At 47.1% G+C, this 14,174-nt stretch carries 12 protein-coding genes; 10 read left to right on the top strand and 2 right to left on the bottom strand.

What is annotated here, in order from left to right; genetic code table 11:
• Window positions 1-416 precede the first annotated feature (416 nt).
• Together QUA00_RS21050 and QUA00_RS21055 are read left to right on the top strand one after the other, a co-directional pair.
• Window positions 417-665 (top strand): helix-turn-helix domain-containing protein, encoded by a 249-nt coding sequence (locus tag QUA00_RS21050; protein ID WP_333141781.1) that lies wholly within the window; start codon window positions 417-419, stop codon window positions 663-665.
• On the top strand, window positions 662-1,393 hold the full coding sequence (locus QUA00_RS21055; RefSeq protein WP_333411004.1) for a restriction endonuclease: 732 nt from the start codon (window positions 662-664) through the stop codon (window positions 1,391-1,393). Before QUA00_RS21050 ends, QUA00_RS21055 begins: the two co-directional genes overlap by 4 nt.
• On the opposite strand, the gene QUA00_RS21060 is transcribed toward QUA00_RS21055, so the two are convergent.
• Entirely contained in the window at window positions 1,356-2,549 is a 1,194-nt protein-coding gene (locus QUA00_RS21060; RefSeq protein WP_333141785.1) for a DNA cytosine methyltransferase, read from the bottom strand. The genes QUA00_RS21055 and QUA00_RS21060 overlap by 38 nt on opposite strands.
• 277 nt (window positions 2,550-2,826) lie before the next feature.
• Between QUA00_RS21060 and QUA00_RS21065 the strand changes: the two genes are divergently transcribed.
• From QUA00_RS21065 to QUA00_RS21080, 4 genes are all read left to right on the top strand, one after another.
• Window positions 2,827-3,006, top strand: coding sequence for a hypothetical protein (locus QUA00_RS21065; RefSeq protein WP_333300448.1), 180 nt, complete (start codon window positions 2,827-2,829; stop codon window positions 3,004-3,006).
• A gap of 29 nt (window positions 3,007-3,035) precedes the next feature.
• Complete coding sequence (locus tag QUA00_RS21070) at window positions 3,036-4,637, top strand: metallophosphoesterase (protein WP_333411005.1); 1,602 nt, start codon at window positions 3,036-3,038, stop codon at window positions 4,635-4,637.
• A 180-nt stretch (window positions 4,638-4,817) separates the two neighbouring features.
• Window positions 4,818-5,546 carry a DUF3891 family protein gene (locus QUA00_RS21075; protein WP_333306925.1) on the top strand — a complete coding sequence of 243 codons (729 nt, stop codon included), beginning with the start codon at window positions 4,818-4,820 and terminating at the stop codon, window positions 5,544-5,546.
• 246 nt (window positions 5,547-5,792) lie between these two features.
• Window positions 5,793-6,761, top strand: coding sequence for a YegS/Rv2252/BmrU family lipid kinase (locus tag QUA00_RS21080; protein WP_333306927.1), 969 nt, complete (start codon window positions 5,793-5,795; stop codon window positions 6,759-6,761).
• Window positions 6,762-6,813: 52 nt separating this feature from the next.
• On the opposite strand, the gene QUA00_RS21085 is transcribed toward QUA00_RS21080, so the two are convergent.
• The gene (locus QUA00_RS21085; RefSeq protein WP_190740317.1) at window positions 6,814-7,170 is read right to left on the bottom strand and encodes a hypothetical protein; all 357 of its coding nucleotides are present in this window, start codon (window positions 7,168-7,170) and stop codon (window positions 6,814-6,816) included.
• 935 nt (window positions 7,171-8,105) lie between these two features.
• On the opposite strand from QUA00_RS21085, the gene QUA00_RS21090 reads away from it, so the two are divergent.
• The 4 genes from QUA00_RS21090 to QUA00_RS21105 all read left to right on the top strand — a co-directional run.
• Window positions 8,106-8,357, top strand: coding sequence for a hypothetical protein (locus QUA00_RS21090; protein WP_333411006.1), 252 nt, complete (start codon window positions 8,106-8,108; stop codon window positions 8,355-8,357).
• A 102-nt stretch (window positions 8,358-8,459) separates the two neighbouring features.
• Complete coding sequence (locus QUA00_RS21095) at window positions 8,460-12,962, top strand: WD40 domain-containing protein (protein ID WP_333411007.1); 4,503 nt, start codon at window positions 8,460-8,462, stop codon at window positions 12,960-12,962.
• Window positions 12,963-13,041: 79 nt separating this feature from the next.
• The gene (locus QUA00_RS21100; RefSeq protein WP_333141798.1) at window positions 13,042-13,200 is read left to right on the top strand and encodes a hypothetical protein; all 159 of its coding nucleotides are present in this window, start codon (window positions 13,042-13,044) and stop codon (window positions 13,198-13,200) included.
• Between the two features lie 3 nt (window positions 13,201-13,203).
• On the top strand, window positions 13,204-14,174 hold a 971-nt coding region (locus tag QUA00_RS21105), incomplete at its 3' end, for a Fic family protein (protein ID WP_333411008.1).

The following is a 14,174-nucleotide window of genomic DNA, read 5'->3' on the forward strand; positions in this document are numbered from 1 at the left end:
TGCAAATGGGTGCTAGGCAGGCTACGTCATAAGTATCTGTGAGTCGTTTTTAAGTTGTCTCTTTAAGAATAACGCTCTTTACTGTGATGTGCAAGCTTTATCGCCAAACAATTATGGCTTGTGAAAAAAACGAATAACTAGAAATCGGTACATTACTCGCGATGATGGGATTTGTGGTTTTGACGACTCTTCAAGCTGTCTGCCTAAATACCAACCCGAAATTCTATCTGATGTTGCCCATTTCGGGCAGGGTGTAGAGCTCGATCGCGCTTGGAGTCGGGGAGTGCGATCGCCCTATTGTACCTCTGCGAGGCATCCGTCTTCAGTCGGGATGGGGAATTTGGGGCGATCGAACTTTTCAGATATGTGACACATCGTCCGTAGACCGATCGTCCGCAGAGACTGAAAATTGGCAGATGAGTCGATCGAAACAGAAAATTCTGCGTGCTTTAGGTCATCTCGTAAAGCAACGCAGGACAGCGTTGGGAATTTCGCAAGAGGAGCTGGGAATGCGGGCTAATTTAGACCGCACCTATATATCTGGAGTCGAACGCGGAGTCAGAAATCCGTCAATCACTGCAATTGCAAGTCTAGCTACCGGCTTGGGCACAACAGTTTCCAATCTTCTCGAAAATCTAGAAATAGAAGCGGAAAATATAGAGTGAGCAATCAAGATTTACCAGGAACAATTAAAGCTCAATTAAAACAAGACTCAACTCAATTCAAAGTCTTTAATCTCCTCTCAGACCAAAAATGGCACTGTCGGGAGTGCGAAGGCAAACAGATAGCATCAGCTCAATATGCTGGCGGTGGCGGAATTCAGGGATTGCAGCGCGGAACAAGGAAGCGCCCCGGTCTGGTTATTGTAACAGAAAAGAGATACTGTCAAACTTGTCAGGCAACAGGTTTGGGCGATTTGTGGACAGGAGAAATTAAATCAGCAAATTCTGCTGCTAACATACCCGCTTCTCTGGTAAAAAGAATTCTCGAAGTTTACTTTTATACAGATGTAATCGAACAGAGAAAACGAGCAGCTCATGAGTTAGTAATTGACCATAGATTCCCAATGGAGCGTTGGGGAGATAATGAGCCACCACACCTGGCATCTATGAGCGAATCTGAAATCAAGGCAAAGTTTCAGTTGCTCAAAAAAGATGCTTCAGGCAATCACAATCTTCTAAAATCTCGAAGTTGCGAACGCTGCATCAAAACAGGGAAAAGAGGCACACCTTTCGGAATCAAGTTTTGGTATGAAAGAGGCGAAGACTGGCCTTCCATACATCAGCGCGGCGCTGAAGCTGAGGAAGGCTGCACAGGATGCGGCTGGTATGATTTTGAAACTTGGCGAAATGCTCTCAATCAAAAACTAGCTGACTCTGTTCGGGAGGTTTAACAGTAACTAAGCTAGGCTTGTTAAGCGCAATATCAGTCAAATATGGAATAAGTGCAAAACCGATACACTCTGCTAAACGGGGCGGCACGGCATTTCCAATTTGCCACATTGCCTTTTTCATTGAACCTTCAAAAATAAATGAATCCGGGAAACTTTGCAATCTAGCCATTTCGCGAGCTGAAATAACGCGGTTGAGATAAGGATGAATATGAGTGCCGCCGTGATTTTCTTTAACAGTCATACTGGGTTTTCCCGGATACTGTCGCTTGAAAGCATCGGCGTAGCTTTCATACAAAGAACCGCCTGGTGGAACTTTAGCAAGTCTTTCCATGTACTCAACAGAATGACGAGTCCATTCGTGGTTAATTTCGGGGATGGGAGTATACTCTGGTAAATCATCAATTGCTGACTCAATCGCTTTGTATTGTTCGGGTAACAATTGCGGCTTCGGATAGGGATTTGGCATCCCGAATCTATTGGCAATAAAAATAGCTCGCGGGCGGATTTGCGGGACTCCATAGGCGGCTGATTCCAGAACAGCAACGGACATATGGGGATAGCCAATTTCTTGAAAAGCCTCGCAAATGGCTTGCTTAACAGCTCCTTTTTGTATAGTCAATATTCCTGGTACGTTTTCCATGACAACATACCAAGGACGTATTTCAGAGACAACGCGGACAAACTCTCTAAATAAGCGATTTCGAGGGTCGTTGGGGTCGCGTTTTCCTGCAACTGAGAAGCCTTGACACGGCGGCCCACCTACAACAACATGAACTTCTGGCGAACCAATTTCAGCGAGCAAATTTTGGGGATTTAAGTTTTTTATATCGTCGCACAAGTGATGGCAATCAGGAAAGTTTTTTGTATGAGTTGCCGAGGCGATCGCATTAATTTCAACACTTGCTACTGGTCGAAAACCTGCTTGCAATAAACCTTGGGTCATGCCGCCCGCACCGCAAAAAAGATCGACAAATGTATAGTCTGATTTTGGCAGTGACTGAGATTCAACATCAATGAATATCTTGTAGGGGTCGCAGTCATTTGCTTCTAGTTCGCGTTGGATGCGTTCGTAACGCCCTAATTTTGCTTTCTTCTGCTTTTTGGCAGGAATTAATTCTTCCTCATTTGAGAATAAAGACAGTTGTATTGCTTCCATTTTATATTTTTTTACTGCGTTCTATCTGATGTTGCCCACTTGGGCCAGGGTGTAGGGATCGATCGCACTCTGCGACTCCAAGCGCGATCGTCTCACATATTGCACCATTCTCGCTTAACAGGCTTTCCGACCTGTTCCACAAAGAGTGAATTTTATTGTGGGGTGAACCCCAGAACCCGCCCATAACAGGCTTATTGAGAATGCGACAAGATGTGAGTTGCAACTGAGATGTTGCACCATTCTCGCTTAACAGGCTTTTCGGCCTGTTCCACAAGAGATGAATTTTATTGTGGAACAGGCCGAAAAGCCTGTTCCTAAAAAGCTTATTGAGAATGGTGCAATATCTCAGTTGTCAGGCAGTATTCTCCTAAAAAACCAGGTTTCTGAGTCCCAGCGCCTCGATTTTCAGCTTTTAGAGAGATGTAAAAACTCGCCCGATCGCTACACTATTAACTAGGAACTCAGCAATTTTGGAGAAGAGGTGAATTGAAATTCGTTTCCGACCCGCAAATAAAAGTCAAAATCCGCAAAATGAACGAGCGGGTGCGGTGGCAAGAACAGTCGATCGTCCATCGGGGAATAGACCAAACTCGGATGGTTTTAGAATCTCAAACCACCGACTCTCCAGAGTTTTCGTTTTTAGTCGTAGGCGACAGCGGCACGGGCAATCACCGCGGCTACAATCCCCAGCGGCAGATTGCCGAACAGATGGTCTCCGAGCGCGAAACCTGCCGTTTCGTCCTCCACACGGGCGATGTAGTTTATCTCGTCGGTTCCAGCGAATATTACTTGCAAAACTTTATTCGCCCCTACCGAGAATTTATAGTCGGCGGCGAGCATCCCTCTCGGATTGCCTACGATCGCATGGTGTTTAACTTTCCGTTTTTGCCCGTACCGGGAAACCACGACTATTACGACTTGCCCATAGTCTACGGCATTCTGTCGGCGACAGCTTTGCCGCTGCGCCGGCTGTTGGGTTCCAAGTTGGATCTCGATGTCGGCTGGCACGGTTCCGATCGCGGAAATACCTACGCCAAAGCCTTTCTCGACTACCTCAAAGCTCACAAAATGCCGGGAGAACTCGATCGCCACCTAGACGCCCACTACACCGCCAGCACCAGCACAGGCCGCTGCCTCCGCTACCAACCCGGACGCTTTACCCGCTTACCCAACCGCTACTACACCTTCCGCAGCGGCGGCATCGACTTCTTCGCCCTCGACTCCAACACCTTCAACGAACCCTTACCGATCCCGAAAACCAAACAGGGCGACATTCGCCGCCAGAATTTGGAACTCGATCGCCAGAAGTTGGAACAAGAAAAATTGGCAATGCTCGAAATGTGCGATCGGCTCAAGCCGGAGATTCCCGAGGAAGACGAACAGCTAGACGACTTGACCGCCAAATTAGAGCAAGTTGACGAAATGTTGATGGATATTGACAAACAACTGTCCCCCGACAAAACAGCCGCCACCGACGTTGAACAGCTCGAATGGCTGAAAAAAAGGCTGATTAACTCTTGGGGCGATTCCGAGGTGCGGGGGCGGGTAATTTACCTGCACCATCCCCCCTACGTGACCGAGGCAACAAAGTGGAATCAAGCTCAAACTTTGGCGGTTCGGTTGCGATTGCGCGAGGTACTCGACGGGGTGGCCGATGCAGTTGGGGATGTGGCGCAGGGGCGTCCGCTAGTAGATTTGGTGCTGACTGGCCACGCTCACTGTTTGGAATACCTGCGGACTGGGAATACCGGACACGGCGACTCTGGGATTAATTGGATTGTCTGCGGGGGAAGCGGCCACAGTCTCCGCCGCCAGCGTCCGGAAGGGCCGATGTTGCAGGAAGCATTGAGTCCTGAAGCTTATCGGTTGGCGCGGCAGTCTGGTTCCGAAACAGCCAGCCGGCGGGTAGCGGAATCTTTGCTATTTGTCGGCCGCAGCGGCCAAGGTTCCTACAAACGCCGTCCTTATTCGTGTTTGCGGATTGATGTTCTCGATGGGTGTCCCCCCAAGTTCCGCATCCGACCTATGGTTGTCGAACGATTTGAGGGGAAATGGCAGGATATCTCGATCGAACCTTTTGTGATTTAGCATCAGTCATTCAATTTGATTGCGGGGAGTAGGGTTGGGCACGCGAGCCCGCCCAAACAGGCTTTCCAGCCTGTTCCACAAAAATTCAATTTGATTGTGGGTTGGGCACGCGAGCCCGCCCAAACAGGCAAGATACCTGTTCCACAAAACCAACCTCACTTAATTCAGGAGAAAAATTCCATGATTGCTAACTTAACCGCCACCGGCTGGGAAATTATTTACCACCGCGCCCATGCTTTGCTCGCCGCCCAACTTGGCGGACAGTGGAAGCGCTCGAAATCTCCGCTTCGCTTGTACGAAACCATAGCCGCGATTTCGCATCACGATGATTTGGAGAAAGAGTGGGAAGAAAATATTTTAACTGAAGCGGGCGCGCCCTTTGATTTTACGTTGCAGACGGAAACTTCTCTGCCGAAAATTAAAGCTATGGCGCAGAATTCCCTATATCGCGGTAGGTGGGTAGCCATGCTGATTTCTATGCACATGAGCTATCTCAATGAAGGAAAGCGGGGAGAGTCGAAGGAACTCGACGAATTTTTGGACGAACAACTGGAAAATCAAAAAAAATGGCAAAAAGAGTTGAATATTTCTCAGGAAGATGCTAAGGCAGCTTATGCTTTTTTCCAGTGGTGCGATCGGCTATCATTAATTCTTTGCTGCCGCGAGTTACCGGCCGGAGAACGAGCTTTAGAAATTGCTGTCGGCCCGGACGGCAAGCGCTACGATATTGTACAGCACAGCAACGAACTTGTGACGGTAACTCCTTGGCCTTTTGAAGACGATAAGTTTACTGTGAACGTCGAAGCGTGCCTTTTGGATAAAGTCAAGTTTGACAGCAACAAGGAAATCAAGGAAGCGTTGCACAAAGCTCGGCGCGAAGTCTTAGAGTGGACTTTTGTCAAGTCTTAATTAAACCTGTGAAAAATAGGTGAGGGTTGTTGTCGAAGTTTAGCGGGTCTGGCATTTGTGTTAACTTAATGTTAAAACCATGTCTAAATAAGGGTTATAGTTGAGTCTTGATCCCCCCTAGCCCCCCTTAATAAGGGGGGGACAAGAACACTCAAAGTCAACCCCTAATCCCCTTATTAAGGGGGATTTAGGGGGAGCGAAACTTCGATATAAACGTTACGTATTACCTATTACCTATTACAAACTATGAAACGTTCAGCTTGCCTAATTTTCAATCCCGTCGCCGGCAACAGCGACCCCGACCAAGACTTAGCTAAAATTCAGGAACTTTTAGAGCCTTTTATTGACTTAGACATTCGGCTGACAACCCCAGAATTAGACGCAGATCAAATCGCCCGCGAAGCTGTTGATAGAGGAGTTGAGGAAATTATTGCTTGCGGGGGCGACGGCACATTATCAGCAGTTGCTGGGGCGATTGTCGGCACAAATATTCCTTTAGGAATTATTTCGCGGGGAACGGCTAATGCTTTTGCTAATGCTTTAGAGATTCCGAATACAATTGAAACCGCCTGCGCCACTATTTTTGGAGGGTTGACGCGGGTGGTGGATGCGGCGATTTGCAACGGTGAAATGCCGATGGTTTTGTTAGCGGGAGTGGGTTTTGAGGCAGAAACTGTCGAACTCGCCGATCGCGAAATGAAGAATCGCTGGGGAATGCTGGCTTACATTCTGTCGGGAATTAAACAGTTAAACAATTTAGAAAGATTTGAAGCGGAAATCGAAACCGAAGATAGAATTATCAGCCTTACTGCTGTGGCGGTGACGGTGGCGAATGCAGCGCCGGCTACTTCGATTTTAGCTCAAGGCCCGGCGGGGATTGTTTTTGATGACGGCTTGCTGGACGTGACGCTGGTTGCGCCTCAGAATAAAGCTGGGGCGATCGCAGCTTCTTATCACCTTTTGCAAACAGCTTTGAGTGGCAATCCTACCGATCGCGACGACATCGGTTATTTGCGGGCAAAAAAAATAAAAATTACTACCGATCCGCCTCAAAAAGTGGTTTTAGACGGGGAAATCATCGGCATGACTCCGGTTTCTATTGAGTGCGTTCCGGGAGGTTTAACTATTTTTGTACCGCGAATTGAAGAAGAGCCGGTGGTAGAAAAACTCACTGGTTTAGCGGACATCGAAATTACATTGAAACCCTCAACTTAAAATTTTTAGCGACACAAACAATAAGAAAGACCGCGCGGGCGGTCTTTGTTTTTTAGGCTTCTAAAATTTGGCGAATGCGGCGCTCCAAACGTTCGAGGTCGAGTCCGCCTTCATCGCGGCTGATGCGGCGCACGGTGACGTTAACATTGCTCAAATCTGCCAGCAAATCTTGCAGGATTTCTTGTTGCTGCCGAGCTTGAGTTATTTCGCGCGGTTCCTGCACCAAATCGCGAACGATTGTATCTTCCGCGCGCGAAGCAACGATCGGGTCTGCTTCGCCGTCTACGTGCACGAAAGTGCGCCGACCCGGCCCCCGTTCTTCTTCAATTGGTATTACTGCTGTTACTCGATCGGATCGTACATATTTGCCAAATCCCAGGTGGACTAAGACAGAAGATTGTATTTTCATAGATAGCAAGTTTTATTTGTTAGTTATCTATATTTTAACTTTGCCAACTCGGAGATGACCACTAATATGAGAGCTATTATTACTACAATATATGTCGGTTTTTCCTGGATATTATCGTTGTCATCTTGCGGAAAAAATGGTAATATTTTTGGTTGATTTTCCGCCGTCTGATTTCGCACTATCTGACAGTCCGGCAGGGGTTGAAACCCCTGCCTCAAAGCTAAAGTCCTCTTAAGAGGACTGAAGAATTTATTCAAAATGCTCGGAGTTGTGAATTGAATTTCATCAAGCAATCTTATTATATATCATATCAATTTCGGTTGGATATGATATGTTGCACCATTCGTGTGATGTAGGGGCGGGTTCGCCCAGAGCCTTTTGGGGTGCAAATAGGTTAAATAAACCCGCCCGATCCCATCGAAAATTCCTTTGTTGACTCTTTGTGCAACGTCGAGCGTTCGATCGGAATGATTTAACCACAGAGAACGCAGAGAACACAGAGAAAGAGAAGAGAGAGATTAATAATTCTGATGTTAATAGATTTGATATCATTCAATATCTGGGTTGAATCCAATTACTAAATAAAAATACGATTCCACAGTCCTATGCAAGAGGATATTCCCACAATCCGACAGTCTGGCAGGGGTTAAAATATTCCCACAATCCGACAGTCGGGCACTGGTTAAAATATTCGCATAATCCGACAGTCCGGCAGGGGTTAAAATATTCGCATAATCCGACAGTCCGGCAGGGGTTGAAACCCCCGCCTCATAGCGAAAGTCCTCTTAAGAGGACTGAATAATTTATTGAAAATTATCCTATTGGTGGGTAAAAAATTCGCAAATAATGTTAATGCATATCAAGATAATACCTGGGTCGAATCAAATTGCTAAATAAAATATGATTCCCTAGTCCTATGCAAGAGGACTTTTGCTATGAGACAGGGGTTTCAACCCCTGGCGGACTGTCGGAATATGGCAAATCTCGGACTGTTAGATTACTATCGGAATATGGCAAATCTCGGATGGTTAGATTACTATCGGAATATGGCAAATCTCGGATGGTTAGATTACTATCGGAATATGGCAAATCTCGGACTGTTAGATTACTGTCGGAAGATGGCAAATCTCGGATTGTGCGAATCTCGGACTGTCAGTGGGCGACAGTTGGCTGATGGGTTACCATAAAAATAGAGCATTTTGCGATCGCCCGCAGCGCATTTCAGGGACACAGCCTACCGATTCGAGATTTGAGCATTACTTCCACGGACAAACAGGAAAGCCTAAATCATGTTAATTAGTCTCGACTTAGTTATCAGCCTCCTGACAGCCATTCCCCTCGGCACCATCAGAGACAAGTTTCAGCGCAACGAAACTGTCATCAAACTCTTAAAAAAATTTAACCTCGACCCCGATGCTCCGCCGGCAGATTTTAGCGGAGTTTATGTTTATACTTTAGTAGAATACGGCGCTGGCAAACCCAAGCAGATTTTAGAACTGTTTCGCCAAAAAGAGATTGAATCAGCATTTCGCCAAGCCTTCGAGTCCGATAGCCCAGCCATTTTAATTAAAGCAGGCGATGACTATCTGAATGAGAGTGCTTTAGGCAAAGAAATTCGAGATTTAGGCATTGACCCCAGACGGGAATTCATGGCATTTGCCGCCGTGTTTATGGAAGTAGCAAAGCGGACGCGGACGCTGGGAGATGTGATGGTGGGAAATGCGATCGCCTCTTTGCAAAAACGCCTATCTCTGGTAATGGATCGCATCGAACGCCTCCCCACTATCGAAGGAATTCGCACCGAATTTGCGCGGTTGGAATCCGAAGATTATCCCGCACTTCCCGCAGCAGCATCAACTAATATTCAAAAGTCTCAAGCTTTTATTTTATCACAACAAGTGCGCGGTTGGTTTGAAACATTAAGTTATAAGTTTGAAACCTATCAAATCTCGGAGGATAACTATTTTGAATGGATTATCAATGTCCCCGTCAGACACAATCGGTACGATCGCATTTTAGTGCGCGGAATAGCCGGAGAAGCGGGACTCAGAGATATCTCGGCCTTGCGCCAGTCGGTGGAAAAACAGCGCACCGATGAAGGATGGTTAGTCACCGCCCGCCGCATCAGTCGCGCAGCGCGGGATGAAGTAGATAAACCAGAAAATAGCGATCTAGCTTGCTATACTTTCGATGAATTACTCGACCAAGATGCCGATTTTACGGCTTATCTGGATTGGCTGGAAACTGAAATCACCAGCCGGGGAATTAATACTAAATACGTACCGCTAGCTTGTACGAAAGAAGAAATCGACCCCGATACTCACCGCAAAATAGGCGTCAGTCATTATGGCGATCGAGATGGCTGGATTGAAGGTTATATTGACCTGTGGTTGGATGACCCAGTAAAAGAACATATTTCAGTTTTAGGAGAATTTGGAACCGGGAAAACTTGGTTTGCGATGCACTATGCTTGGATGGCGCTGCAACGCTACAAAAAAGCTCAAAAAAGCGGCTTAGAACGTCCGCGTTTGCCGTTAGTAATTCCGCTGCGAGATTACGCCAAAGCAGTTAGTGTCGAGTCGCTATTTTCCGAGTTTTTCTTTAGGAAACACGAGATACCTTTGGCGGGTTATTCGGCTTTTGAACAACTGAATCGGATGGGTAAATTTTTGTTGATTTTCGATGGTTTTGATGAAATGGCCGCTAAGTGCGATCGGCAAGAAACCATCAACAACTTCTGGGAACTAGCAAAAGCCGTGGTTCCCGGCGCAAAAGTCATCCTCACTTGCCGTACCGAACACTTTCCTGAAGGCAAGGAAGGACGGGCATTGTTCAATGCAGAACTGCAAGCATCAACAACCATTTTAACAGGCGAAACTCCCCAATTTGAAGTCTTAGAATTAGAGAAATTTAACGACCAACAAATTAGCCAAGCGCTGTCATTTCAAACAGAAGCGGCGACAGTAGAAAAAGTGATGGGAAACCCGCAACTATTGGATTTAGCGCGTCGCCCTGTGATGACCGAGTTAATTTTGGAAGCATTGCCCGATATTGAAGCTGGAAAACCTGTCGATATGTCGCGGATCTATCTGTATGCGGTGCGGCGGAAGATAGAGAGAGATATCAAAGCTGAACGGACTTTTACTTCGCTAGCAGATAAGCTTTACTTTTTGTGCGAGTTATCGTGGGAAATGCTGTCTACAAACCAAATGAGTCTGAATTATCGCGGTTTTCCCGATCGCATTCGAGGCCTGTTTGGTTCCGTCGTCCAAGAGGAAAAAGACTTAGACCACTGGCATTATGACATGATGGGTCAAACGATGCTAATCCGCAATGCAGATGGCGATTATACTCCGGCGCACCGTTCGTTGTTAGAGTTTTTTGTCGCTTATAAATTTGCAGCGGAATTGGGAGTTTTGGCCGCAGATTTTACCGAATTAGTTGCGCCCGAACAGTCTTGTGTCAATCCTGATGCAGAACCTCGATCGTACACTTGGTCAAATTATTGTCGGCTTCAAGCCCAGAAGAGAAATAATGGTGAACTAATCGCACCTTTGAAGGGATTTGTTGCTGAAGATTTAGATCAACTTCTTCAGAGTTTCGGACAAGCGCCACTGACGAAAGCAGTCATGGATTTGTTGTTGCCGATGCTAGTAGGGGCGGTGCCCCCGTGCCCGCCCGACCAAGGTTTAGGGGCAACCACGGGGGGATTGCCCCTACTCGAAATTATAGAAGCAACGCGAGGTAAAACAGAAACTGAAGTAGGCTACGTGGGAGGCAATGCGGCAACTCTGTTGTTAAAAAAGGACAAGACTGCTTTAGAAGGGAAAGACCTCTCTAGTGCAGTTATTTTAGGTGCTGATTTTACAAACGCGACGCTGCGCCACGTCAATTTGGCTGAAGCGAATTTGGCTAATTCTACTTTTACTAAAATCTTCGGCAGTGTTCGGTCAGTAATATTTAGTCCAGATGGCAAACTGTTAGCTACAGGTGATACTGATGGCATAGTTCGCTTGTGGGAAGCTAGCAGTTGCAGAGAAATATTGACCTGTAAAGGACATACCAACGTGGTGGAGTCAGTCGCCTTCAGTCCTGACGGCAAAATACTTGCTAGCGCCAGTTATGACAAAACGATCGAGTTATGGGATGTCAAGACTGGTGAATGTTTAAAAGTTTTCCAGGGACATACCGAATCAGTAATGTCAGTCACCTTCCATCCTGATGGAAATATACTCGCTAGCGGTAGTTTCGATCGCACGGTAAGGTTATGGGATATTCGCACGGGTGAATGCTGCAAAATTTTGCAAGACCATACTAAAGTTGTATTTTCAGTTGTTTTCCATCCTGCTGGTGAGATGCTTGCTAGTGGCAGCGGCGACCAAACAGTGAGGCTATGGAATATCGGTACTGGTGAATGTCTCAAAACTTTGCAAGGTCATACTAAAGTTGTATTTTCAGTTGCTTTCCATTCTGCTGGTGAAATACTTGCTAGTGGAAGCGCCGACAAAACAGTGAGGCTGTGGAATATCGGTAGCGGTGAATGTCTCAAAACTTTGGAGGGACATTTGGATCAAGTACGGTCGATCGCCTTCAGTCCAAATGGCGAAATACTCGCTAGTGGAAGTCACGATCGCACAACGAAGCTGTGGGATATCCGTACTGGTGAATGCTTGAATACTTTGCAAGAACATAACGATCGAATAGGGTCAGTCGCCTTCCATCCTGCTGGTGAAATACTTGTTAGTGGAAGCGGTGACCAAACGCTGAAGCTGTGGGATATCAATACTGGTGAATGCTTGAATACACTGCAAGGGCATAGCAATCAAGTAAGGTCGATCGCCTTCAGTCCCAACGGTGAAATGCTGGCCAGCGGGGATGACGCGCAAACAGTCAAGCTGTGGGATGTCAGCAGTGGTGAATGCCTCGAAATCTTGCACGGACATCTCGATCGGGTAGACTTGGTTGCTTTCAGTCCAAACGGTGAAATACTTGCTAGCGGCAGTTATGACGAAACAGTGAGGTTGTGGGATGTTAGCAGTGGTGAATGCCTCCATACTTTGCCAGAGTGGGGAAATGAAGTACACTCGATCGCCTTCAGTCCTTCGGGCGAAATACTTGCTAGTGCAAGTTATAACCAAACATTGAAGTTATGGGATGTCAGCAGTGGTCAATGCCTCAAAACCTTGCAAGGGCATAACAGTTCAGTACACTCGGCTGCTTTCAGTCCTTTGGGCGAGATATTTGCGAGTACAGGTTATGACGGAACCGTAAGGCTGTGGGATATCCATACTGGTGAATGCCTCCAAATTTTGCAGGCGCATACGGCTTGGGCGCGGGCGATCGCCTTTAGCCACAACGGTGAAATACTTGCCACTGGAAGTGTCGATCGAACAGTCAGACTGTGGGATGTTCGCAGCGGTGAATGCCTTCTAATCTTGCAGGGGCATACTGATTGGATAGGTTCAGTTGCCTTTAGTTCTTCTAGTGAAATACTTGTTAGTGGAAGTGTCGATGGAACGGTAAGAATATGGGATATCCGTACAGGTGAATGTCTAAAAATTTTGCAAGATCATACCAGTAGAATTAACTCAGTTGCCTTCAGTTCAAATGAAAAAATTCTTGCTGCTTGCAGTCGGGATGGCACAATTATGATGTGGGAGATTGAGACTGGTGAGTGCCTCAAAATCCTCAAAAGTGACAGACCTTATGAAAACATGAATATTGCTGGAGTTACGGGTTTAACGGAAGTTGAGAAAGTTACGCTCAAAGCTTTAGGGGCTGTTGAAAATTAATCATCGCAAAGGAGGAAGTATGCAGTCAGCAATACGAATTACAACCAAAGTTCTTGCAGGAAATAAACTGGAAATTTAAGTGCCGCCTGGATCGGTGGGCGAAGATGTTGAAGTTTTTGTGATTATACCAGAACAGCCTCCGTGGCGGCGTAAAGTGTTGGAATTGCTTACAGAAATCCGCAGCCGTCACGTTTCCAGAACTGTTGAAGAAATCGATCGCGAACTTCAGAACTATTAGTCTATGAGCTTTATTCCCCGCTTCTCATACAATCACAATCTGGTTAAGCATTTGGGAGTCATCGAGGGTGCCCGTGCTGTCATTAAGGTGTTACCATTGCCACCTGATACGACTCTACGCCTGCGCCACGATGCTTTGCAAAGAAGTACGCGCAGCTCTACTCAGATTGAGGGTAATCCCTTGGATGAAGCGGCGGTGCGACGGGCGATCGCCAGGAGCTCGCGCACGGGAAGTGATGCTGAACAGGAAGTCCGAAATTACTGGCGGGCACTCGATCGCGTGGAAGAATTCGCAGAAGCCCAAACCCCGATTACAGAAGCATTTATCAAAGAACTGCACCGAATAGTCATCGTGCGCGGTCGCGGGCGGCGGGGTAGCAAAAGCGAGTATCGCATTACAGAATGCCCTGTGGTGGATACAGTCACGCGGGCGATCGATTACGGACCACCGGAACCGGGGGACGTACCCGCCCTGATGCGGGAATTAGTCGATTGGCTATCTTCAACGACAGCAGCAGAATGGTCAGCCCCTATCCGTGCGGCTATTCTGACGCACCGCTTTCTCAGTATCCATCCATTTAACGACGGGAACGGTCGCACGGGACGGCTATTGGCTACTGCTGAACTGTGGCGTTCCGGCTATCGAATGCGAGGGTTTTTCTCATTTGATGAGTATTTTAATGCCGATCGCGATCGCTATTACCGTTCGTTGCAGATGGGACTGCCGGTGAACTTCTACGAAGGTCGCCACGACCCAGACCACACGCCCTGGCTGCTTTACTTTGTGGAGACGATGGCTCGTGCCGCCGATGAACTGCAAGCTAAAGCTAAGTCTCTTTATCAAGGCGCTTCTCCTGATGCCCTACCCTGGGAAGCATTGCCACGTCGCTCTCAACAACTGATACTTTTAATCCAGACAATCCCCGACAATCGGCAACAATCTGAATATAGCACACTCATCAGACAGGTCCCAGA

Origin of the sequence: Microcoleus sp. T2B6, from assembly GCF_036700475.1 — a bacterium.
GTDB lineage: Bacteria > Cyanobacteriota > Cyanobacteriia > Cyanobacteriales > Microcoleaceae > Microcoleus.